The sequence below is a fragment of the Streptomyces sp. NBC_00236 genome (genome assembly GCF_036195045.1).
GTDB lineage: Bacteria > Actinomycetota > Actinomycetes > Streptomycetales > Streptomycetaceae > Streptomyces.
The window spans coordinates 5,116,650-5,139,100 of the sequence record NZ_CP108100.1; the positions used below are offsets into that span (position 1 = coordinate 5,116,650).

The following is a 22,451-nucleotide window of genomic DNA, read 5'->3' on the forward strand; positions in this document are numbered from 1 at the left end:
CCTGTCCAGCTGCTGGGAGCACCCATTTCGCTTCCGATTTCACCGTCGCGGCCGTCCGGGGCGCGGGCGCTCGTCGCGTGACGGGCCCTGCCGGTCCACTCCGGAAACCCACCCGTCACAGGGGTTTCAAGCGTCGGCGATTCGGCCACAGTGCGCCGTGCCGAGCCCGCCCCGGCGCACGGGAAGAGCCCGCGACCCCTTGCCGTTGCTGAGGTCGCACGCGGCCGGAATCGAGCGCGTTCGATTCTCCGTGGGCGTCGTTATGCCGTGCACCGCCGAGCCATCCAGGTGCGGCACCGAGTCCCAGGAGGGACGCAGGTGACTGTGACTGACGCCTTGACCGCGCACTCGGACACACCGCCACCACCACCCCCGGCCGTCCTCGACTTCCAGGGCAAGCACGGCAAGAACCCGCTGGCCGAAGCCGGTTTCCGCACCATGTGCGGTCGCCTGCCCGCCGTCCTGAAACACACGGTCCGACTCGCCTGGGCGGTGGACCGGACCGCCGTGCTGATTCTTCTGCTCTGCCAGCTCCTCACCGGCACCGCGGCCGCCCTCACGCTCGCGTTCACCGCGCGGGCGATGACGTACCTGTTCGCCGCAGGTCCCGTCTCCGGACGTCTGCACGGCGCCCTGCCCGCGCTCGTCGTGGTCACCGTCGCCGCCGGCGCGGGCCGGCTCGGCACGGCGCTCGCGTCCTACGCCGAACGTCGCGTCACGCCGCTGCTGATGACCGAGGCGGACGTGGCGCTGGTCGCCGCCGTGTGCCGGGTCGAGGTGGCGGCGTACGGGGAGGACGGCTTCGCCGACCGGCAGGAGGCCGCCGAGGTGGGAGTCACCCGCACCACGACCCTGGTCAACGACGCGCAGCGGTTCATGGCCGCCGGTGTCCGGATGGTCGCCGCGGGCGGCGTCATCACCGTCCTGCACTGGGCGATGCTCCCCGCCCTGCTGCTCGCCGTGCTCCCGGCCGGGCTCGGGGCGATCCTGCGGGCCCGGGTGGACTACGAGACCCACTACCAGAACGTCGGCGACCGCAACGTGCGCGGCATGACGCGCTGGTGGGCCACTTCCGCCCGGTACGGCGACGAGGTCCGCGCCAACGGCATGACCGGCTACATCCTCTACTGGTACCGGGCGCTGTCCGAGCGCATCGACCGGCGCACCCTGACCGCCGCACCACGACAGCTGCGCATCGACGTGTCCACCAGTGCCGTGAGCGGTGTCTTCCTGCTGGGCACCTGGGCCCTCCTCGCCCGGCTCGCCACCACGGGCGCCGTCCCGCTGCCGGTCGCGGCGACCGCCGTCCTCGCCGTGCAGACCACCCTTGCCGCGCTCTCCCAACTCGTGATCCAGGGCGCCGCGCTGTTCCACACCTCGCTCTATCTCGCCGACATGCGCGCATTCCTCGACATGGCCGACGCGCGCGCCCCGAAGCGCGGCGAGCTGACGATTCCGGAGCAGGTGGACGAGATCCGGCTCGACGAGGTGGTCTACCGGTACCCGGGCAAGGAACAGCCGGCCGTGAGCGGCGTCTCCCTGAGCCTGCGCCGGGGCGAGATCCTGGCCGTGGTCGGCGAGAACGGCTCCGGCAAGTCCACGCTCACCAAGCTCATCACCGGCCTCCTCCTCGCCGACAAGGGCCGCGTGCTGTGGGACGGCGTCGACCTGGCGCGGGCCGACGCCGAAGCCGTGTGGAAGCGGACCGCGCTCGTACCGCAGAACTTCGCCACCTGGCCGCTGCGGGCCCGCGAGAACATCACGCTCGGTCAGCCCAAGTCGTGGGACGACGAACTGGTGTGGAAGGCCGTCGACGCTGTGGGCATGCGCGAGGCCGTCGAGGAACTGCCGAACCGGCTCGACACCCTCCTGGCCCGTGAACTGTTCGGCGGAGCGGAACTCTCCGGCGGGCAGTGGCAGCGGCTGGCCTGCGGCCGTGCGCTGTACCGGCGGACTCCACTCCTGATCCTGGACGAGCCGACCTCACAGATGGACGCCCGTGGCGAGCACCAGATCTTTCTGGAGATCAAGCGGCTGGCCGCCGACTGCATGACGATCGTCGTGACGCATCAGCTGGAGAACACGCGGCTGGCCGACCGGATCATCGTCATGGAACACGGGCGGGTGACCGAGGAGGGTACGTACGACGACCTGATCCACGCCGGGGGTCTGTTCGCCGAACTCGTCGCACTCGCTCAGGACCGGTGACGGCGGACTGAGCGCCGCGAGCGGTTCGGACTCCGGCCGCCGGGGTGAAGATTCCGGGCCGCCGGGGTGAAGCAGGAACGGTTCACGGTATGAGCCGTTCCTGCTGTGCTGCTCAGCACCTTTGGCTACCCCCGGAACGGCCGGTACGTCAGCTGCTTCACGCGCCGCAGGAACGGCATCGATTCCACGTGCTCGACGCCGTCCAGCGCCCCCAGGCGCTCGCTCAGATAGCGGTACAGATGGCCCGAATCGCGGGTGATCACCACCGCCACCAGGTTGGACGGGCCCGTGGTCGCCGCCGCGTAGGCGACCTCCGGGTGGGTCGCGAGCGCCTCGCCCACCGCGTTCAGGGCGCGGGGTGCGGCGGTGATGCACAGCATGGTCGGGTGGCGGAAGCCGAAGGGGTCGGAGTCGAACTCGACGTCCACGTACAGCGCGCCCGAGGCCACGAGCTGCGCCATGCGGCGCCTGACCGCCGACTCGGAGCGTCCCGTCGCCTTCTGGAGTTCGGGGTACGTGGCCCGGCCGTCCGCCTCCAGCGCGGCGACCAGGGGTTCGTCCTCGGCGGTGATGACGGCCGGGCCGGCGTGGCCCGGGGGAGGGGCGGGGGTGAGGGCGGCTGCCTGTCCGGGGGAGAGCGCCCCGCTCTTGTGGAGCCAGCCGGACGGGCCGCCGTAGAAGCGGTGCAGCAACTGGTGCGCACGGATGTCGACGATGTGCGGGGTACGCGGCAGCTTGCCGAGCAGCAGGTCGTCGGCGTCGTCCCGGGAGCGGACGTTCGCCGTGCACGTCACCTCCGTACCGCCCGAAGTGAGGCCGATCCACGCCGTGTCCGGGCGCTTGGCCAGGGCTTCGGCGATGGCCGTCGCGCCCTCGGGTGCGCAGCGCACGCGCAGCAGCCAGTGGTCGAGCGAGTCCTCCGCGGCGGCGCAGCGGACCCCGACGATCCGGAGGTCCGCCTCGGACCGCAGCCGGCGGAAGCGGCGCGCCACGGTCTGGTCGGAGACACCGAGCACGGTGGCGATCCGGCTGAACGGGGCGCGGGCGTCCAGCTCCAGCGCATGCAGGATCTGCAGATCGAGGGCGTCGCCCAGTGCGTTGGATTCCACGGCGGAAGGCCTCTCCCATGTCGGATTCCGGCGGTTTCAGGTCTCCAGCCGGTGGTTTCGGTCGCGTCTCTCCGATCGTACGGGAGTGGTCACCGACCACGCCGAAGCCGTGGAGCCGTACGAGGGAGAGAACACATGCGCAAGTGGGGGCCGCTCACCGCGGTCTGTCTGGGGACGTTCATGCTGCTGCTGGACGTCACGATCGTCATCGTGGCGCTGCCCGACATGGCGCGGGTGCTGGACGCGTCGCTCTCCGACCTGCAATGGGTCATCGACGGATACGCGCTCGCGCTCGCCGCGCTGCTGCTCGGCATCGGGGCCGCCGCCGATCTGCTCGGGCGGCGCCGGGTCCATGTCGCGGGCGTCGTGCTCTTCGCCGTCGCCTCGCTGGGCTGCGGGCTCGCCTCCTCGCCCGCGCTGCTGGTGGCCGCCCGCGGGGTCCAAGGGGTGGGCGCGGCCGCGATGTTCGCGACCACGCTGCCGTTGCTCGCCTCCGTCTACCGGGGCAGGGACCGGTCCGTCGCGCTCGGGCTGTGGGGTGCGGTGAGCGGGGGCGCCGCCGCGATCGGGCCCGTGGTCGGCGGGCTGCTGACCGAGGGGCCGGGATGGCGGTGGATCTTCTTCGTGAACCTTCCGGTCAGCGTCGCCGCCATCTGGCTGACGGCCCGGACCGTGCCCGAGTCGCACGGGGCGCGGGGCCGGCGCATCGACTGGGCGGGGACCGTGAGCTTCGCGGTGTTCGCGGCGGCGGCGACGTACGCCGTCGTACGGGCGGGGAGCGTGGGCTGGACCTCGGGGCGCACGCTCGCCACGTTCGGGATCGCCGCGCTCGCCCTGCTCTGCTTCGTACTCGTCGAGCGGCGTGCCGAACACCCAATGCTGGAGCTGTCGTTGTTCCGGAAGTCCGCGTTCACCGGCGTGATGGCCGGGGCGCTGGCGTACAACCTGGCGGCCTTCGCCGTCCTGCCGTACACCTCGATCTGGCTGCAGACCGTGCTCGGGCTCAGTCCCGTCCAGGGCGGGCTGGCGCTCCTGCCGCTGGCCGCGACGGCGTTCGTGGTGGCGGCCGTCGGCGGGAAGCTGCTGCACGGGGTGCAGCCGAGGCTGACCATCGGCGTCGGACTCGCCCTGATCGGCGTCGGCACGCTCGGGCAGGCGGTCCTCGGCGCGGGTTCCTCATGGCCGGCACTGCTGCCCGGGCTGATCGTCGCGGGCATCGGCACCGGCCTGGTGTCCCCGGCCCTCGCGGGCGCCGCGCTGGCTGCGGTGGAGCCGGAGCGGGCGGGCATGGCGGGCGGCGCGGTCAACACCTTCCGGCAGCTCGGGTACGCCTTCGGGGTGGCCGTGCTCGGGACGGTGCTGACCTCGCGGATCGGCGAGACGCTGGGCGAGGAGCAGTCCCATGCGCTCGCGGGCGGCGGTGCGTCGGGCCTTCGGGCGGCGGGGGTGCCGGAGCACGCGCTGCGGGCGGCGTTCGCGTCGGGGCTGAACACGGCGGCCGTGGTGGCCGGAGTGGTGGGGGTCGTCGCGGGGGCGGCGGTGCTCCTGCTGGTGCGGGGGGAGCGGAAGGCCCCGGAGGCCGCGGGGGGTGCGGTGGCAGAGGTCGTGCGCGCACGGTAGGTGCGGCGGCGCCGTGTCCTCAATCGCCGGATGAGAACCGCCGGACGAGCTTGTTTCTGCGACTATGCGAAGAACAGGGGCTGGTGACCAGGAAAGGACCACTATGTGCGGAATCGTGGGTTACGTCGGTGGGCAGTCGGCGCAGGACGTCGTCGTCGCGGGCCTCAAGCGGCTGGAGTACCGGGGGTACGACTCCGCCGGGCTCGCGATCCTCGCCGACGGGGGACTGGCCGCCGCCAAGAAGGCCGGGAAGCTCGTCAACCTGGAGAAGGTGCTGGTCGAGCGGCCGCTCCCGGCCGGCGGCGCCGGGATCGGGCACACCCGGTGGGCCACCCACGGCGGACCCACCGACACCAACGCCCACCCGCACCTCGACAACGCCGGGCGCGTCGCCGTCGTCCACAACGGGATCATCGAGAACTTCGCCGCACTCCGCGCCGAGCTCGGCAAGCGCGGCCACGATCTGGTCTCCGAGACCGACACCGAGGTCGTCGCCCACCTCCTCGCCGAGGCGTTCTCGCAGAGCGCGGACCCGGCGGAGGCGATGCGGCAGGTGTGCCGACGCCTCGAAGGGGCCTTCACGCTCGTCGCCGTCTTCGCGGACGCGCCCGACGTGGTGGTCGGGGCCCGGCGGAACTCGCCGCTCGTCGTCGGGGTGGGGGACGGCGAGGCCTTCCTGGCCTCCGACGTCGCCGCGTTCATCGCCCACACCCGCTCCGCGATCGAGCTCGGCCAGGACCAGGTGGTCGAGCTGCGGCGGGAGGGCGTCCAGGTCACCGGGTTCGACGGGGAGCCCGCCGAGGTGCGCGCGTACCACGTGGACTGGGACGCCTCCGCCGCCGAGAAGGGCGGGTACGCCTCCTTCATGCTCAAGGAGATCGCCGAGCAGCCCAAGGCGGTCACCGACACCCTCCTCGGCCGGATCGACCGGGAGGGCACGCTCCACCTCGACGAGGTGCGGATCACGCGGGGCGAGCTCCGCGAGGTCGACAAGGTGGTGATCGTCGCCTGCGGGACCGCGTTCCACGCCGGGATGATCGCCAAGTACGCCATCGAGCACTGGACCCGGATCCCGTGCGAGACCGAGCTCGCCAGCGAGTTCCGCTACCGCGACCCGATCCTGGACCCGCACACCCTCGTCATCGCCATCTCGCAGTCCGGCGAGACGATGGACACCCTGATGGCGCTCCGGCACGCCCGTGAGCAGGGCGCGAAGGTCCTCGCCATCTGCAACACCAACGGCTCCACCATCCCGCGCGAGTCCGACGCCGTGCTCTACACGCACGCCGGCCCCGAGGTCGCCGTCGCCTCCACCAAGGCGTTCCTGACCCAGCTCGTCGCCTGCTACCTGGTCGCGCTCTACCTCGGCCAGGTCCGGGGCACCAAGTGGGGCGACGAGATCCGGACCGTCATCCGTCAGCTCTCCGCGATCTCCGGTTCCGTCGACCGGGTTCTCGCGACCATGGAGCCGGTGCGCGAGCTGGCCCGGTCGCTGGCCTCGCACGACACGGTGCTCTTCCTCGGGCGGCACGTCGGCTATCCGGTCGCCCTGGAAGGCGCGTTGAAGCTGAAGGAACTCGCGTACATGCACGCGGAAGGGTTCGCCGCCGGGGAGCTCAAGCACGGGCCGATCGCGTTGATCGAGGAAGGGCTGCCGGTCGTCGTCGTGGTGCCGTCACCGGCCGGGCGCTCCGTGCTGCACGGCAAGATCGTGTCGAACATCCAGGAGATCCGGGCCCGCGGCGCCCTCACCGTCGTCATCGCGGAGGAGGGCGACGAGGAGGTCGTCCCGTACGCCGACCACCTCATCCGGATCCCCGCAACGCCTACGCTGCTTCAGCCGCTGGTCGCCACCGTGCCGTTGCAGGTCTTCGCCTGCGAGCTGGCGACGGCCCGCGGCAACGAGGTGGACCAGCCGCGCAACCTGGCGAAGTCCGTCACCGTGGAGTGAACAGACGGAATGAACAGTGAGGGTGTGTACGTGATCATCGGGGTCGGGATCGATGTGGCGGAGATCGAGCGGTTCGACGCGGCGCTGGAACGTACGCCGCAACTGGCCCAACGCCTGTTCATCGAGAGCGAGTTGCTGCTTCCCGGCGGCGAGCGGCGCGGAATCGCCTCGCTGGCCGCCCGGTTCGCCGCCAAGGAGGCCCTCGCCAAGGCGCTCGGCGCGCCCGCCGGGCTGCTGTGGACGGACGCCGAGGTGTACGTGGAGGAGAGCGGTCAGCCCCGGCTGCGGGTCCGGGGCACCGTTGCCGCGCGCGCGGCGGAACTGGGCGTGCGGCACTGGCACGTGTCGCTCAGCCATGACGCGGGCGTCGCCTCCGCCGTGGTGATCGCGGAGGGGTAGAAGGCCGGATCCTTGCGTACGTTGGAGCCATGCGTACCGCTTACAGCGTCTCGACCGTACGGGCCGCCGAACAGGCCCTGATGGCACGGCTCCCCGAGGGCGCCCTGATGCAGCGCGCCGCCGCCGGACTCGCCGCCGCCTGCGCCGATCTGCTGCGGCGCGGCGGCCGTGTTTACGGCTCCCGCGTCGTCCTCCTCGTCGGCAGCGGCGACAACGGCGGCGACGCGCTGTACGCGGGGGCCAGGCTGGCGCGGCGCGGCGCGGGCGTCGTGGCCGTGCGGGTCTCACCCGGCCGGGCCCACGAGGGCGGGACGGCGGCCCTGCTGGCGGCCGGCGGCCGGGTGATGGACGCCGGTGAGGTCAGCCCGCACCGCGACTGGGGCGGCCACATCGACCTCGTCGTGGACGGCATCACCGGCATCGGCGGGCGCGGCGGACTGCGGCCGGACGCCGCCGCCGTGGTGGAGCACTACGCGGCCCACGGGGTGCCCGTCGTCGCCGTCGATCTGCCGAGCGGGGTCGAGGCCGACACCGGCGAGGTGCGGGGGGCCGCCGTGCGCGCCGACGCCACCGTCACCTTCGGCGCGTACAAACCGGGGCTGCTCGTCGACCCGGCCGCCGAACGGGCCGGCGCCCTGCACCTCGTCGACATCGGGCTCGGCGCCGAACTCCCCGACGTGCCCGATCTGGAGGCGCTCCAGTACGCGGACGTCGCCGCGCTGCTGCCCGTGCCCGCCGCGGAGAGCGACAAGTACCGGCGCGGCGTCGTCGGCATCGTCGCCGGCTCGGCGCGCTACCCGGGGGCCGCGGTGCTCGCCGTCTCCGGGGCGCTGCGCGGCGGGGCAGGGGCCGTGCGCTACGTCGGGCCGGGCGGCGACGCCGTCATCGCGAAGCATCCGGAGACCCTGGTCCACGCGGGCCCGCCGTCGAAGGCCGGGCGTGTGCAGGCCTGGGTGGTCGGTCCGGGGCTCGGCGACGGCACGGACGCCGTCGGGGCGGTCTCCGACGTGCTGGCCGCGGACGTACCGGTGCTCGTCGACGCGGTCGGGCTGCGGCTGCTGGACGCCGACGTCGTACGGGCGCGCACCGCGCCCACCGTCCTCACCCCGCACGCCGGGGAGGCCGCGGCGCTGCTCGGCGTACCGCGCGAGGAGGTGGAGGCGGGGCGGCTCGCCGCCGTACGGGAGCTCGCCTCCCGGTTCCGCGCCACGGTCCTGCTCAAGGGCTCGACCACCCTGATCGCCACCGACGCCCCGCACACGCCCGTGCGGGTCAACCCGACCGGCACCTCCTGGCTGGCCACGGCGGGCAGCGGCGACGTGCTCTCCGGGCTGACCGGTTCGCTGCTCGCCGCGGGCCTCGCCCCGCGCGACGCCGCGTCCGTCGGCGCCCACCTCCACGGCCTCGCCGCCCGGCACGCCTCCGACGGTTCCCCGGTCGCCGCGCAGGACGTCGCCGAGGCCGTCGCGGCGGCATGGCGGGACGTACGGGCCTGAGTGATGCTGGGAGCGGCGAGAGGGGAATGCCAGTGACCGGCGACAGTGAACTGCGCGTACGCAGGGTGTACGACCCCGAGGAGGACGGCGACGGCACCCGCGTCCTGGTCGACCGGCTGTGGCCGCGCGGCGTCTCCAAGGACCGGGCCGCGATCGACAAGTGGCTCAAGGACCTCACCCCGTCGGACGAACTGCGTTCCTGGTACCACGAGGACCGTTCCGAGAACCGGTACGACGCCTTCGTGGACCGCTACCGCGCCGAGCTCGCCGACCCCGTGCACACGGCGGCCGTGGACGAGCTGACGGCGCTGGTCCGCGAGGGCGGCCCGGTGACGCTCGTCACGGCGGTCAAGGACGTCCCGCACAGCCATGTGCCGGTCCTCGTCGACCATGTGGAACACCAACTGCACCGCCGCTGACGTGCGCGTTCACCGGCGTGCCGGGCCCTGCCGCGGCCGACGCCCGGGGGCCTCGCCGTGCGCCAGTGAGACACTGGGCGCGATGAACGAGACAGCGTCCTTGAGAGCCCGTGCCGAGATCGACCTCGCCGCACTCCGCGCCAACGTGCGCGTTCTGCGGGCCCGGGCGTCCGGGGCGCAACTCATGGCCGTGGTCAAGTCCGACGCCTACGGGCACGGGGCGGAGCCCTGCGCCCGCGCCGCGCTCGAAGCCGGCGCCACCTGGCTGGGCACCGCCACGCCGCACGAGGCGCTCGCCCTGCGCGCGGCCGGAATCGACGGCCGGGTGATGTGCTGGCTCTGGACGCCGGGCGGGCCCTGGCGCGAGGCGATCGAGGCCGACATCGACGTGTCCGTGAGCGGCATGTGGGCGCTGGACGAGGTCACCGCCGCGGCGGCGGAGGCGGGCCGGCCCGCCCGTATCCAGCTCAAGGCCGACACCGGCCTCGGCCGCAACGGCTGCCAGCCCGCCGACTGGGCCGAACTGGTCGGCGCCGCCCGCACTGCGGAGCAGGCCGGCACCGTCCGCGTCACCGGCCTCTGGTCCCACTTCGCCTGCGCGGACGAGCCCGGGCACCCCTCGATCACCGCGCAGCTCGACACCTTCCGCGACATGGTGGCGTACGCGGAGAAGGCCGGCGTCGACCCCGAGGTGCGGCACATCGCGAACTCCCCGGCGACGCTGACGGTCCCCGAGTCGCACTTCGACCTGGTGCGGACGGGGATCGCCATGTACGGCATCTCGCCCAGCCCCGAGCTGGGCACCCCGGCCGACTTCGGGCTGCGTCCCGTGATGACGCTGGCCGCGTCGATCGCCCTGGTCAAGCGGGTCCCGGCCAGCCATGGCATCAGTTACGGGCACCACTACACGACGTCCGCGGAGACCACGCTCGGCCTGGTGCCGCTCGGGTACGCGGACGGCATTCCGCGCCATGCGTCGGGCCGCGGTCCGGTGCTGGTCGGCGGGGTCCGGCGGACGGTCGCGGGCCGGGTCGCCATGGACCAGTTCGTCGTCGACCTCGACGGGGACGAGCCGGCGGTGGGCAGCGACGCCGTGCTGTTCGGCCCGGGGGACCGGGGCGAGCCGAGCGCCGAGGACTGGGCGCGGGCGGCGGACACGATCGCGTACGAGATCGTCACCCGGATCGGCGGCCGGGTGCCGCGCGTCTACCGGGACGACGAAACGCCGGAGGGCCCATCGGCCGGGTCCTGACCGGATCAGCGCCTCTGACCAGGCACGATCTGAGAAGGTCCCGAGCCGGCCGGACGAGAACGCAGGACCTCGGGCGGGCCTGACCGGCCCGACGGACACGACACGACCGACGAGGAGCGCGGCACGGTGAGCGAGATCAGCGCGGGGGACGCGGTGGCGACGGCCGCTTCGGCGGCCGGCTGGCGCCGGGCGGGGATCGCCGGGGCCGCCATAGGTGTGATCGCCGCAGGCGCGGCGGCCGGGGTCGCGGTCGAGCGGCTGACGGTCGGCCGCGGCATGCGCAAGCGGGCCAGGCTGGCGCTGGACGCCACCGGGCCGTACGGCTCGCTGCGCGGGCTGCCGGGCCGGGCGACGGCCGACGACGGCACCGAGCTGTACTACGAGATCGACGAGGTCGGCCCGGGCAGCGGCAAGGGCACGGGCGGTACGCCCCCCGGCTCCGCCGCCGGCCCGCGTCGGCGCCGTCTCTTCGGCCACAAGGCGCCCGCCCCGGTGACGGTCGTGTTCAGCCACGGCTACTGCCTCAGCCAGGACTCCTGGCACTTCCAGCGGGCGGCCCTGCGCGGCCTCGTGCGGACCGTCCACTGGGACCAGCGCAGCCACGGCCGCTCCGAGCGCGGCCGGGCGCAGGCGCAGGGCGTGCACCTCCGCTTCGACCAGCTCGGCCGCGACCTCAAGGCCGTGATCGACGCGGCCGCCCCCGAAGGGCCCCTCGTGCTGGTCGGGCACTCCATGGGCGGCATGACGATCATGGAGTTCGCCGACCAGTACCCGGCGCTCATGCGCGACCGGGTCGCCGCCGTCGCCTTCGTCGGCACGTCGAGCGGGAAGCTCGGCGAGGTCAGCTTCGGGCTGCCGGTGGCGGGCGTGAACGCGGTGCGGCGGGTGCTGCCCGGCGTGCTGAAGGCGCTGGGCTCGCAGGCGGAGCTGGTGGAGCGCGGGAGGCGGGCGACGGCGGATCTGTTCGCCGGGCTGATCAAGCGGTACTCGTTCAGCTCGCGGGACGTGGACCCGGCGGTCGAGCGGTTCGCCGAGCGGCTCATCGAGTCCACGCCGATCGACGTCGTCGCGGAGTTCTACCCCGCCTTCGTCGCACACGACAAGAGCAAGGCGCTGCCGCTGTTCCGGGACCTCCCGGTGCTGATCCTGGCGGGCGACAAGGACCTGGTGACGCCCAGCTCGCACAGCGAGGCGATCGCGGACCGGCTGCCCGACGCGGAGCTGGTCATCGTCCCGGACGCCGGACACCTGGTGATGCTGGAACACCCGGAGACGGTGACGGACCGGCTGGCGGACCTGCTGGTACGGGCCGGCGCCGTACCGGAGTCGTCCGAGGCACGCGGGTGAGGGCCGGGTGTGTACCGGGGTCCCGCACAACGCGCGGGTGAGTGCCCGGTCCGTACCGGAGTCCTGCGCAGCGCGCGGGTGAGGGCCGGGGGCGTACCGGAAATCCTCTAACGTTGGCGGGCATGGAAGCACCGCACAGCAGCCCGGCGGCCGAGACCGCCGCAGGCGTCCCGCACGACACCGTCACCGTGACGCTCGCCGTCGAATCCCCCGAACAGATGCAGGCCCTGGGCCGCCGGATCTCCGGCGTGCTGCGCCCCGGCGACCTGGTGATGCTCACCGGCGAGCTCGGCGCGGGCAAGACGACCCTGACCCGGGGGCTCGGCGAGGGACTGGGCGTCCGCGGCGCCGTCACGTCCCCCACCTTCGTGATCGCCCGCGTCCACCCGCCGCTCGGCGACGGCCCGGCGCTGGTCCACGTCGACGCGTACCGCCTGGGTGGCGGGCTCGACGAGATGGAGGACCTGGACCTCGACGTGTCGCTGCCGGACTCGGTGGTCGTCGTCGAGTGGGGCGACGGCAAGGTCGAGGAGCTCTCCGACGACCGGCTCCAGGTGCTCATCGACCGCGCGGTCGGCGACACGGACGACGAGCGGCGCGCGGTGACGCTGGTGGGCTTCGGCGCACGGTGGGCGGGGCTGCGGACGGAGTCCTGGGCCCCGTGGGACACGGCCGGACGCTGAGGACCGGCCGCCGCCGGGCCCGTTTCCGACATGGTGTCGGCAAATTGTTGCGCGGGGTGGTGCGGGCGTGGTGACATGGAGGGCGAGAGCAGGTTAGGTCTGCCTAACCGTGCCTTCCATCAGAGCCCCAGGAGGCGTTCATGCCGACATCGGAGCGAGAAGCGCAGCCACCGCCGCGAGCGGTGTCGATGAGAGACCTGCTCGCCGCCGGAGCGGCGGCCACCGCGGTCTCCACCCCGCCCGGCCCACGCCCGCACGGCACGGCGCCCGCGCCGCGCGAGGGCAAGGGAGCGAACCCGAAGCGCTGCTGAGCCCCACGGACGGGCCCGGCCTCACGGACGGGCCCGGCAAGGCCTACGAGACGACGTTGACCTTCACGCCCACCGTCGCGAACGTCCACACCGCGTTGCCGTCCGCACGGGACATCCGTACGCCACCCGCCTTCAGCGTCGGGTCCGGGCTCTCCATCGAGCCGTCCTGCGCGGCGCTGAAGCCGATGGCGACGTCGTTGTTCGTCGCGAACCGGACCACGTGCTCGATCGGCACCCCGTCGGAGCCCGTGACGCGGCCGGAGCGCGAGGTCACCCGGTAGACGCCGGGCCTGGCCTGCACCGCGCTCGGCATCACCTTGAAGGTCCGGGTCGCCTTGTTCTTCGCGTCCACCAGCCACACCCGGCGGTCGCCCAGCGCGTACACCACGCGCATGCCCGAGCCGGAGGCGGCGGGAACCGCGAGGGGGTCCTTCGTCGGCTTCGGCTTGGCCTTGCCGCCCGTGACCGGCGCGCTGCTCGACGCCTTGGGCTTGGCGCTCAGGTTGTCGGGGACGTTCGCCGATGCCTGGTAGGCCAGGAAGCCGACCGCGGCGACGGCCGCCGCGGTGAGCGCGGCCACGATTCCCGAGCTGCCCCTAGCCACCGTGCGCCTCTTTCGCCGTCGTATGCCGTAGACCGTCGTATGTCGTACAAGCGTTTACACGTACTCCGCGTATACCCGGTGACGGTAGCACCGGAGCACCCCCGCACCGGGACGCCGTACGGGGCGCCGTACCGCCCACGGCGGAGCCGTAGGCTGTTTGCGTGCTCTTGCTCGCTATGGATACCGCCACCCCCGCCGTCACCGTCGCCCTGCACGACGGGACCCGCGTCGTCGCCGAGTCCGGTCAGGTCGACGCCCGCAGGCACGGGGAGCTGCTGCTGCCCGCCGTCGACCGGGTCCTCGCCGAGGCCGGTGTGAAACTCGACGCCGTGACGCAGGTGGTCGTGGGCGTCGGCCCCGGCCCGTACACCGGACTGCGGGTCGGCCTGGTGACGGCCGCGACCTTCGGCTCGGCACTGTCCGTGCCCGTGCACGGGATCTGCACCCTGGACGCCCTCGCGTACGCCGCGGGGCAGGCCGGGGTGGCGGGCCCGTTCGCCGTCGCGACGGACGCCCGGCGCAAGGAGGTCTACTGGGCGCGGTACGAGGACTCCCTCACCCGGACCGGTGAACCCGCCGTCGACCGGCCCGCCGACATCGCGGAGCAGCTCGCGGGCCTCCCCGTCGCCGGGGCGGGCGCGGTGCTCTACCCCGACGCGTTCCCGGACGCGCGCGGCCCCGAGCACGTCGCCGCCGGCGCCATGGCGGCCCTCGCCGCCGAACGCCTCGCCGCGGGGGACGCGCTGCTGCCGCCGCAGCCGCTCTACCTGCGCAGGCCCGACGCGCAGGTACCGAAGAACTACAAGGTGGTCACCCCCAAGTGACCGCCACGACCGCAGTGCTGCGCGAGATGCGCTGGTGGGACATCGATCCGGTGCTCGACCTGGAGCACGAGCTGTTCCCGGACGACGCCTGGTCGGCCGGCATGTTCTGGTCCGAGCTCGCGCACGCCCGCGGACCGCGGGCCACCCGCCGCTACGTGGTCGCCGAGGACCCCGTCTCCGGCCGGATCGTCGGATACGCGGGCCTCGCGGCCGCCGGTGACCTCGCCGACGTACAGACGATCGGCGTCACCCGCGGCCACTGGGGCGGCGGGCTCGGCTCCGAGCTCCTGACCGACCTGCTGAAGCACGCCACGGCCTTCGAGTGCGCCGAGGTGCTGCTGGAGGTCCGGGTCGACAACACCCGGGCGCAGAAGCTGTACGAACGCTTCGGCTTCGAACCGATCGGCTTCCGCCGCGGCTACTACCAGCCGGGCAACATCGACGCACTCGTCATGCGCCTCCACGTACACGAACACGTACAAGAGCACGTTCAAGAAAACGAGACTGACTGATGGCTGACGAACCGCTCGTACTCGGCATCGAGACCTCCTGCGACGAGACCGGCGTCGGCATCGTCCGCGGGACGACGCTGCTCGCCGACGCCGTCGCGTCCAGCGTCGACACGCACGCCCGCTTCGGAGGCGTCGTCCCGGAGATCGCCTCCCGCGCGCATCTGGAGGCGATGGTCCCCACCATCGAGCGCGCCCTGAAGGAGGCCGGGGTCACCGGCCGCGACCTCGACGGCATCTCCGTCACCGCCGGGCCCGGACTCGCCGGCGCCCTGCTCGTCGGCGTCTCGGCGGCCAAGGCGTACGCGTACGCGCTGAACAAGCCGCTGTACGGGGTGAACCACCTCGCCTCGCACATCTGCGTCGACCAGCTGGAGCACGGCCCGCTGCCCGAGCCCACGATGGCGCTGCTGGTCAGCGGCGGTCACTCCTCGCTGCTGCTCGCCCCCGACATCACCAACGACGTGCGGCCGCTCGGCGCGACCATCGACGACGCCGCCGGGGAGGCCTTCGACAAGATCGCCCGGGTGCTGCAGCTCGGCTTCCCCGGCGGCCCGGTCATCGACCGGCTCGCGAAGGAGGGCGACCCGAAGGCCATCGCGTTCCCGCGCGGGCTGAGCGGCTCGCGCGACCCCGCGTACGACTTCTCCTTCTCCGGCCTGAAGACCTCCGTCGCCCGCTGGATCGAGGCGAAGCGCGCCGCGGGCGAGGAGGTGCCGGTACGGGACGTGGCGGCGTCCTTCCAGGAGGCCGTGGTGGACGTGCTCACCCGAAAGGCCGTCCGGGCCTGCAAGGACGAGGGCGTCGACCACCTGATGATCGGCGGCGGCGTCGCGGCCAACTCGCGGCTGCGCGCCCTCGCCCAGGAGCGGTGCGAACGGGCCGGCATCCGGCTGCGCGTGCCCCGCCCCGGACTGTGCACCGACAACGGGGCCATGGTCGCCGCGCTGGGCGCGGAAATGGTGGCCCGCAACCGGCCCGCCTCCGACCTGGAGCTCTCGGCCGACTCCTCGCTGCCGGTCACCGAGACCCACGTACCGGGCGCCGGGCACGGCCACCCGCACGACCATGTGCACGAGGTCAGCAAGGACAACCTGTACTCATGAGCGGGAACGGCACCACCGTCGCGCTGATGTGGGAGGCCCGGGCCACCGAGGGCCGGGGCGCGGAACTGCTGGAGTGGGCCCGCGCCCGCGCCGGCGAGCTGGCGCGCCCCCCGCTGCGCAGCGAACTGCTGCGCGCCCCGCAGGACCGCGTCCTGGTCATCACCTGGTGGGAGGGCTCCTACGGCGACGACCTGCCGGAGCTGCCCGAGCCGGACGCGGCGGCCGTCACCCGGCCGGTGCACCGCTGGCGGTTCGAGTCCCTCGGGCCGGCGGACCGGTGATGATCGCGTCGCGTGCGGACGCACCCTGACAGGCGGCGGCCGAAGCCGGCTGTTCCGAGGCAGTCGCTGCCGACTGAAGGCGGCCGCCCGTTGTCGCCTTCACGTCCTTCCCTGTGGCCGATCCGGAACTTCTCGGTGGCCGATCCGGAAACTTCTCAGAAGAATTCCGGAGGGAGTGTCGATCCGGCTGTCTCCCGTTCGACGCAGGGGTGAGAGGCGGGGAAGAGGTCCCCGCCCTCCCGACCGAGGAGTCACCATGCCGCGCTTCATGTCACTCATCCGCATCGACGAGCAGGCCGCCGCCGGGTTCGAGCCCGACCCCGACTTCGAGAAGCGCATGGGCGCCCTGTTCGAGGAGATCAACAAGGCGGGCGTGATGCTGGAGACGGCCGGCCTCACTCCGACCGCTCAAGCCACCCGGGTCCACTGGGCCGGTGGGAAGCTCAGCTACACCGACGGGCCCTTCACCGAGACCAAGGAGGTCGTCGGCGGGTACGCCATCCTCCAGTGCAAGGACAAGGAGGAGGCGCTGGAGTGGACCAGGCGGTTCCTGCAGTGCCACCCGGAGAGCTGGAGCGTCACCTCCGAGGTCCGGGCCATCGACGAAGCGACCGGCTGACCCGCCTGCCGCGCTTGCCCGGGTCCCGGACGGCTGCTCTGATGGGTGGCCGTGACGGCAGCAAGCGCGGTTGAGGCGGTATTCAGGATCGAGTCCGCGCGGATCATCGCCGGTGTCGCCCGGATCGTCCGGGACGTGGGCATCGCCGAGGAGCTCGCCCAGGACGCTCTGGTCGCCGCGCTGGAGCAGTGGCCGGAGTCGGGCGTCCCGGACAACCCGGGAGCCTGGCTCATGGCCACGGCCAAGCACCGCGCCATCGACCTCGTACGCCGCCGCGAGACGTACGCCCGCAAGCTGGCCGAGATGGGCCGGGACCTGGACACCGTCTCCGGCGAACCGGACCCGGGTGCCGCGGACCCGGACCGGATCGACGACGACCTGCTGCGGCTGATCTTCACCTCGTGCCACCCGGTGCTCTCCACCGACGCCCGGATCGCCCTCACCCTGCGCCTTCTCGGCGGCCTCACCACCGAGGAGATCGCCCGCGCCTTCCTCACCACCGAAGCGGCCGTGGCCCAGCGGATCGTGCGGGCCAAACGGGCGCTCGGCCGGGCCGGAGTCCCCTTCGAGGTGCCGTACGGCCCCGAGCGCGCCGCCCGGCTCGGATCGGTGCTCGAAGTCATCTACCTGGTCTTCAACGAGGGATACGCCGCGACCGCCGGCGACGACTGGCTGCGCCCCGGCCTCTGCGAGGACGCGCTGCGGCTGGCCCGGGTGCTCGCCGGGCTGATGCCGGGCGAGGCCGAGGTGCACGGGCTGGCCGCCCTGCTGGAGCTCCAGGCCTCCCGCACCGCCGCCAGGACCGGGCCGGACGGTGCCCCGGTGCTGCTCGCCGTCCAGAACCGGGCCCGCTGGGACCGGCTGCTGATCCGCCGCGGCTACGCGGCCCTGCTCCGGGCGAGCGAAACGGCCGCGGCGGCGGGGCGGGCCCTGGGCCCGTACGCCCTCCAGGCGGCCATCGCCGCCTGCCACGCCCGGGCGGCGCGCTACGACGACACCGACTGGGCCGCCATCGCCGCGCTGTACGACCGGCTCGCCGCCCTGACCCCGTCCCCCGTCGTCGAGCTCAACCGCGCCGTCGCCGTCTCCATGGCCGAGGGCCCGGCCGCCGCGCTCGCCCTGGTCGACGCGCTGGCCGCCGACCCCGCGCTCAAGGCGTACCACTTGCTGCCGAGCGTCCGCGGCGATCTGCTGGAGCGGATGGGGCGTACGGACGAGGCACGCGCCGAGTTCGTACGGGCGGCGGAGCTGACCCGCAACGAGCGGGAGCGGGCCCTGCTCCTGGACCGGGCCGGCCGATGAGTTCCGGGCCCGCCACCGGTCTACCTTGCACGGCAACCGGCACCACCGCGTGAGGAGAAGACCATGCAGAAGGTCACCACGTTCCTGTGGTTCGACAAGAACCAGGCCGAGGAGGCAGCGGACCATTACATCAAGGTCATCGGCGGCGACTCGCGCGTCCTGGACGTGACCCGCTGGACGGCCGCGTCGCCCGGCGAGGAGGGAGCGGTGATGACGGTCCGCTTCCAGCTGGACGGCGCCGAGTACGTCGCGTTCGACGGCGGCCCCGAGTTCCCCTTCAGCGAGGCCGTCTCCCTCTCCGTGGAGTGCGAGTCGCAGGAGGAGGCGGACCGGCTGTGGGACGCGCTCACCGCGGACGGCGGCCAGGAGAGCCAGTGCGGCTGGCTCAAGGACAGGTTCGGCGTCTCCTGGCAGATCGTCCCGCCCGGTCTCGGCGAGGCCCTGACCGACCCCGACCCGGAGAAGGCGGCCCGCGCCATGAAGGCGATGCTCGGCATGAAGCGCCTCGACATCGAGGCCCTGCGCAACGCCTGACGTGCGATCACCCCGACGTGGGGCGGCACCGGCGCTCGGTAGGGTCTGGCCCATGTCCGCTCGCCCCGCGCTGCCGCCGCCCCCTCCGCCCGTGGAGATACGCACCTGGCCCGACCGGGGAGCGCTGCTCGCCGACCGGGCCCACATCCTGGGCGCCCTGGTGAAGATGCACCTCGGTCCCGGCCGGCTCGGACTGTTGTGGACGTGGGGAGCGGTCGGCGCGCTCGGCTGGGCGCTGATCGGCACCGCCTTCGTCGCCTTCGAGGAGTCGTACGACGTCTTCAGCGCCTTCCTCGGCGTCATCATGCTGGGCCTGGGCGCCTGTTGCCTGGTGCCGGCCGTCGTCCTCGTCGTCATCGGCCTGCGCCGGGACCGGCAGCTGCGCCGACTCCTCGCGCAGTGGGGCGCCTTGGACCGTGATCCCGCGAGCGACGCCGCGTACCGGCTGCCGGGGGTGAGCCTGACGTGGCTCCTCGGCTCCTTCGCGCTCTGCGCATGCGGGCTCTACGCCTGCTTCGCGGTACCGGCCGGCGCCGTCCGGGGCGATGACACCTACGGCCTGATGGCCCTGGTGATGGGCCTCGGGTTCATCGCCTGGCTCATCGGCCTCATCGGCATCACCAAGGCGTTCTGGCACCGGCGTTGGGTCCTGCGGACCCTGCTCGGCACACCCGTCCCCGAGCCCCTGGTCTCCGTGGAGGGCGGCACCCACCGCTGAGGCGGGCCGGCCCGCGGTCAGCGCAGCGCGGCGGCCTCGGGGCCCGTCACGGGACGGCCGATCAGCATCGTCGGTACGTTGGCGACCCGGGTCAGGAAGACCGTGGCCGCGTTCGGGCCCTGGAGCTTCATCTTCCGCCGCAGCTCCTCCGGTTCGACCCCCGAACCACGCTTCTTGACCGTGAGGACGCCGACCCTCCTTTCCCGCAGCAGCGCTTTCAGCCGCTTCGTGTTGAAGGGCAGCTGATCGGTGATCTCGTAGCCCGCGGTGTACGGGGAGTCGTACAGCTCGTCGCTCGTGACGTACGCGATCATCTCGTCGAACAGCCGGCCGTGGCACCGCTCCACGATCCCGGCCACCAGATGCGCCCGGATCACCGCGCCGTCCGGCTCGTACAGATAGCGCCCCACCGGGCCGACCGGCGGCGCGGGCAGCACGGCCGGGGCGGACAGCGTGGCGCCCGACGGGAGCAGCGTCGCGCGGTAGGACCCCGCATCGAAGCCCTCACCGAACCAGAGCACCGCCTCCTTCACGTCGCCGCCGTCCGAGATCCACTCGGCCTCCGCCTGCGGGCCGATCGCCTCGTGCGGCACCCCCGGGGCGATCTTCAGCGCGGCCCGGGGCGCCTTGAGCGCCGCGGCGGTCGCCCAGGACAGGGGCGGGGAGTAGGCCTCCGGGTCGAAGATGCGGCCGCGTCCGCCGCGGCGGGCCGGGTCGACGAAGACCGCGTCGTAGGGCGCGGTGTCGATCTCCGTGACGTCGGCGCACCGCACCTCGATCAGCGCGTCCAGGCCGAGTGCGGCGGCGTTGGCCCGGGCCACCTCGGCGGTCAGCGGGTCGCGGTCCACGGCGAGGACGGAGATCCCGGCCCGGGCCAGGGCGATCGCGTCGCCGCCGATCCCGCAGCAGAGGTCGGCGACGCTGCGCACCCCGGCGTCCGCGAACCGCCGTGCGCGGTAGCCGGCCACCGAGGTGCGGGTCGCCTGCTCGACCCCGTTCGGGGTGAAGAACATCCGGTGCGCGTCCTCGGTGCCGAACTTCGCCACCGCCCGCTGCCGCAGCCGGGCCTGGCCCAGGGCCGCCGAGACGAGGGCGGCCGGGTGGGTGCGGCGCAGCCGGGTGGCGGTGGCCAGTTCGGTGGCGGGGTCGTACGAGCGCAGCCCGGCCAGCAGCTCGGCGCCTTCGGGGGTGCGCAGGGCCCGGAAGTCGGCGAGGGGGTCGGGGGCGTCGGACGGGCCGGGGGTGTCGTCGGACGGGCCGGTCGGGGCGAGAGCGTTCACCCGCCCCATTGTGGGCCAGTCGGCTGCGCGCCAGCCGGGGGACCGTGCGGGGCGGGCGTGGTGTCGGCCCGGATGCCCCGTCGCGGGCTGGCAGGATGCGGCGCCATGCAGCCAGTACGACAAAAGGAAGAATTCGACATGAAGAGGCGCAGACCGGGTACGGAGTCGTGCGGACAGGAGCGGGCGGGGCGCGGGCGCGGACACCTGCGGCGCCGGCCGGGGTACGCGGTCCTCGCCGCACTGCTGGTCGCCGCCGCAGGCTCGGGCTGTGCCGCCGAGGCCGGCGGCAGTGCGCCGGCCGACCCCGGACGCGCCGCCGCGGCGCGGGCCGGACAGCCGGGCGGCCCCCCGGCGGCCGGGGCGGCGGGTTCCGTCGCGGCGCAGGCCGAGAAGGCGCGCCGCGCCCAGGCCGCGCGGGCCGTGGCCGCCAAGAAGTGGGGCCTGGCGAGCACCCCGCTGACCCCGCCGGCGCCTCCCGCCGTCAAGCCGCACCTCACCACCCGCGAGGGCTTCGAGGTCGAGGGCGGTGACGCCTCGCTGCCGCCGGTCTTCACGACGGTCCCCACCGACAAGAAGATCGTCTTCCTGACGATGGACGACGGGGACGACAAGGACCCTGAGCTGCTGAAGATGATGTCGGAGCTGAACATCCCGTACAGCGCCTTCCTCAGCGACTACGTGGTGCGCGACAACTACGCGTACTTCAAGGAGGCTCAGGTCCGCGGTGTCGTCCTCGGCAACCACACGTTGAACCACCGCTACATGCCCGGCCTCTCCCACGACGAGCAGAAGCGGGAGATCTGCGACCAGCAGGACATCATGGAGCAGCAGTACGGCGAGCGCCCCCGGCTCTTCCGGCCGCCGTACGGCAACTACAACGGCGACACCCTGCGGATCGCCAAGTCCTGTGGGATCACGGCCGTGCCCCTGTGGGCGGCGGAGGCGTTCCCCGACCACATGGAGTGGCGGGAGGAGGACCAGGACCTGCACCCCGGCGACATCATCCTCACGCACTTCCGGGGCAAGAAGGACTGGAAGGGCAGCATGCCCGACATGATCCGGAACGTCATGAAGGTCATCACGGACAAGGGTTACGCCGTGGCCCGCCTGGAGGACTACGTATGAGAAGGGCGCACCGGCTGCTGGCCGGACTGCTGACCGCCGGTGCGCTCCTGACCGCCACCGTGGGCTGCGCGCAGTCGGTGGACCCGATCGAGCGGCTGGGCCGGAAGGCCGCGCAGCATGTGAACCCGTCGCCGGACGATCAGGCGCGGCCCGCCGCGGTGCGCGGTGACCACGGGGCGCCGGGGGCGATGGTCGTCGTCGCCTGCGGCCGCCCCGCGGCGGCCGGGGGCCCCGGGGTGCGCCCGCCGGTCCGCTGGTGGCCGGACCGGTCCGGCGAAGAGGCCGGGGCCGCGGGGTGCGCGAGCCGGTAGTCGCTGTGCCACGCCATGAGCGTCAGGACGCACAGCACGCCCGCGGCGAGCAGTTGGACGACGCCCGCCAGGGGCAGGCCGTGGCGCAGCAGCACCACGCCGATCAGGCAGGCCGCCGCGGTGAACGAGGCGAGCGTGAGCGTGGCGGACCAGTCCATCGGGGGCGGTCCGCTCTCGACGGGCCCGGGCCCCTTGGGGGACAGCCGGGCCCACTCCGGCTCCGGACGCGTGTGCGTGTACATGACGGCCGCGCAGATCACCGCCTCCAGGGCGACGACCAGCAGGCCGACCACCACGTCCAGGCAGCCGGTCACGAATGGGCCGGGGCGCCGGTTCCCCGCTCCGGCGGGTCGCGTGAGCATGACGTCACCGTCGTACGGAACGGTGTGGACGGTCTCCGCGTTGTCCCTACGGTGACCGGAACGTTGTACGAGCGCAGTCGC

At 73.3% G+C, this 22,451-nt stretch carries 23 protein-coding genes; 19 read left to right on the forward strand and 4 right to left on the reverse strand.

Annotated features, from left to right (window positions below; translation table 11 throughout):
- Positions 1-324 precede the first annotated feature (324 nt).
- The gene (locus OG446_RS23180) at positions 325-2,208 is read left to right on the forward strand and encodes an ATP-binding cassette domain-containing protein (protein WP_389260988.1); all 1,884 of its coding nucleotides are present in this window, start codon (positions 325-327) and stop codon (positions 2,206-2,208) included.
- A gap of 125 nt (positions 2,209-2,333) precedes the next feature.
- Here the strand turns inward: OG446_RS23180 and OG446_RS23185 are convergent, their stop codons facing one another.
- A complete protein-coding gene (locus tag OG446_RS23185; RefSeq protein ID WP_328895829.1) occupies positions 2,334-3,317 on the reverse strand; it encodes an Lrp/AsnC family transcriptional regulator in 984 nt (327 codons plus the stop codon).
- A gap of 135 nt (positions 3,318-3,452) precedes the next feature.
- Between OG446_RS23185 and OG446_RS23190 the strand changes: the two genes are divergently transcribed.
- The 9 genes from OG446_RS23190 to OG446_RS23230 all read left to right on the forward strand — a co-directional run bounded on the left by OG446_RS23190 (position 3,453) and on the right by OG446_RS23230 (position 12,795).
- Positions 3,453-4,937 (forward strand): MFS transporter, encoded by a 1,485-nt coding sequence (locus tag OG446_RS23190; protein WP_328895830.1) that lies wholly within the window; start codon positions 3,453-3,455, stop codon positions 4,935-4,937.
- Positions 4,938-5,040: 103 nt separating this feature from the next.
- Positions 5,041-6,888, forward strand: a complete 1,848-nt coding sequence (gene glmS, locus OG446_RS23195; RefSeq protein WP_328895831.1) for a glutamine--fructose-6-phosphate transaminase (isomerizing) — start codon at positions 5,041-5,043, stop codon at positions 6,886-6,888.
- Positions 6,889-6,897: 9 nt separating this feature from the next.
- Complete coding sequence (locus tag OG446_RS23200) at positions 6,898-7,287, forward strand: holo-ACP synthase (protein ID WP_328895832.1); 390 nt, start codon at positions 6,898-6,900, stop codon at positions 7,285-7,287.
- A gap of 29 nt (positions 7,288-7,316) precedes the next feature.
- Positions 7,317-8,783: an NAD(P)H-hydrate dehydratase gene (locus tag OG446_RS23205; RefSeq protein ID WP_328895833.1), complete on the forward strand. Its 1,467-nt coding sequence runs from the start codon at positions 7,317-7,319 to the stop codon at positions 8,781-8,783.
- A gap of 32 nt (positions 8,784-8,815) precedes the next feature.
- Positions 8,816-9,202: a DUF488 domain-containing protein gene (locus OG446_RS23210; protein WP_328895834.1), complete on the forward strand. Its 387-nt coding sequence runs from the start codon at positions 8,816-8,818 to the stop codon at positions 9,200-9,202.
- Between the two features lie 82 nt (positions 9,203-9,284).
- Entirely contained in the window at positions 9,285-10,454 is a 1,170-nt protein-coding gene (gene alr / locus OG446_RS23215) for an alanine racemase (protein WP_328895835.1), read from the forward strand.
- Positions 10,455-10,580: 126 nt separating this feature from the next.
- On the forward strand, positions 10,581-11,801 hold the full coding sequence (locus tag OG446_RS23220) for an alpha/beta fold hydrolase (RefSeq protein ID WP_328895836.1): 1,221 nt from the start codon (positions 10,581-10,583) through the stop codon (positions 11,799-11,801).
- A 122-nt stretch (positions 11,802-11,923) separates the two neighbouring features.
- Positions 11,924-12,484 carry a tRNA (adenosine(37)-N6)-threonylcarbamoyltransferase complex ATPase subunit type 1 TsaE gene (gene tsaE, locus OG446_RS23225; protein WP_328895837.1) on the forward strand — a complete coding sequence of 187 codons (561 nt, stop codon included), beginning with the start codon at positions 11,924-11,926 and terminating at the stop codon, positions 12,482-12,484.
- Between the two features lie 140 nt (positions 12,485-12,624).
- Positions 12,625-12,795 (forward strand): hypothetical protein, encoded by a 171-nt coding sequence (locus OG446_RS23230; RefSeq protein ID WP_328895838.1) that lies wholly within the window; start codon positions 12,625-12,627, stop codon positions 12,793-12,795.
- 43 nt (positions 12,796-12,838) lie between these two features.
- Here OG446_RS23230 and OG446_RS23235 read toward each other — a convergent pair whose 3' ends face one another.
- A complete protein-coding gene (locus OG446_RS23235; RefSeq protein WP_328898388.1) occupies positions 12,839-13,375 on the reverse strand; it encodes a hypothetical protein in 537 nt (178 codons plus the stop codon).
- 200 nt (positions 13,376-13,575) lie between these two features.
- On the opposite strand from OG446_RS23235, the gene tsaB reads away from it, so the two are divergent.
- From tsaB to OG446_RS23275, 8 genes are all read left to right on the forward strand, one after another.
- Positions 13,576-14,223 (forward strand): tRNA (adenosine(37)-N6)-threonylcarbamoyltransferase complex dimerization subunit type 1 TsaB, encoded by a 648-nt coding sequence (tsaB, locus tag OG446_RS23240; RefSeq protein ID WP_328898389.1) that lies wholly within the window; start codon positions 13,576-13,578, stop codon positions 14,221-14,223.
- On the forward strand, positions 14,220-14,735 hold the full coding sequence (gene rimI, locus OG446_RS23245; protein WP_328895839.1) for a ribosomal protein S18-alanine N-acetyltransferase: 516 nt from the start codon (positions 14,220-14,222) through the stop codon (positions 14,733-14,735). The genes tsaB and rimI overlap by 4 nt, the downstream gene beginning before the upstream one ends.
- The gene (gene tsaD, locus OG446_RS23250) at positions 14,735-15,838 is read left to right on the forward strand and encodes a tRNA (adenosine(37)-N6)-threonylcarbamoyltransferase complex transferase subunit TsaD (protein WP_328895840.1); all 1,104 of its coding nucleotides are present in this window, start codon (positions 14,735-14,737) and stop codon (positions 15,836-15,838) included. The genes rimI and tsaD overlap by 1 nt, the downstream gene beginning before the upstream one ends.
- Positions 15,835-16,119 (forward strand): hypothetical protein, encoded by a 285-nt coding sequence (locus tag OG446_RS23255; RefSeq protein WP_328895841.1) that lies wholly within the window; start codon positions 15,835-15,837, stop codon positions 16,117-16,119. Before tsaD ends, OG446_RS23255 begins: the two co-directional genes overlap by 4 nt.
- Positions 16,120-16,375: 256 nt before the next feature.
- Entirely contained in the window at positions 16,376-16,738 is a 363-nt protein-coding gene (locus tag OG446_RS23260; RefSeq protein ID WP_328895842.1) for a YciI family protein, read from the forward strand.
- A gap of 51 nt (positions 16,739-16,789) precedes the next feature.
- The gene (locus OG446_RS23265; protein ID WP_328895843.1) at positions 16,790-18,040 is read left to right on the forward strand and encodes an RNA polymerase sigma factor; all 1,251 of its coding nucleotides are present in this window, start codon (positions 16,790-16,792) and stop codon (positions 18,038-18,040) included.
- Positions 18,041-18,103: 63 nt separating this feature from the next.
- A complete protein-coding gene (locus OG446_RS23270) occupies positions 18,104-18,574 on the forward strand; it encodes a VOC family protein (protein ID WP_328895844.1) in 471 nt (156 codons plus the stop codon).
- Between the two features lie 52 nt (positions 18,575-18,626).
- Positions 18,627-19,292: a hypothetical protein gene (locus OG446_RS23275; protein ID WP_328895845.1), complete on the forward strand. Its 666-nt coding sequence runs from the start codon at positions 18,627-18,629 to the stop codon at positions 19,290-19,292.
- A gap of 17 nt (positions 19,293-19,309) precedes the next feature.
- Here OG446_RS23275 and OG446_RS23280 read toward each other — a convergent pair whose 3' ends face one another.
- Positions 19,310-20,581 carry a class I SAM-dependent methyltransferase gene (locus OG446_RS23280; protein WP_328895846.1) on the reverse strand — a complete coding sequence of 424 codons (1,272 nt, stop codon included), beginning with the start codon at positions 20,579-20,581 and terminating at the stop codon, positions 19,310-19,312.
- 96 nt (positions 20,582-20,677) lie between these two features.
- Here OG446_RS23280 and OG446_RS23285 point away from each other — a divergent pair, with 96 nt between their 5' ends.
- A complete protein-coding gene (locus OG446_RS23285) occupies positions 20,678-21,697 on the forward strand; it encodes a polysaccharide deacetylase family protein (protein WP_389260951.1) in 1,020 nt (339 codons plus the stop codon).
- Positions 21,698-21,836: 139 nt separating this feature from the next.
- Here OG446_RS23285 and OG446_RS23295 read toward each other — a convergent pair whose 3' ends face one another.
- Positions 21,837-22,370 carry a DUF6234 family protein gene (locus tag OG446_RS23295; protein ID WP_328895848.1) on the reverse strand — a complete coding sequence of 178 codons (534 nt, stop codon included), beginning with the start codon at positions 22,368-22,370 and terminating at the stop codon, positions 21,837-21,839.
- Between the last annotated feature and the right edge of the window lie 81 nt (positions 22,371-22,451).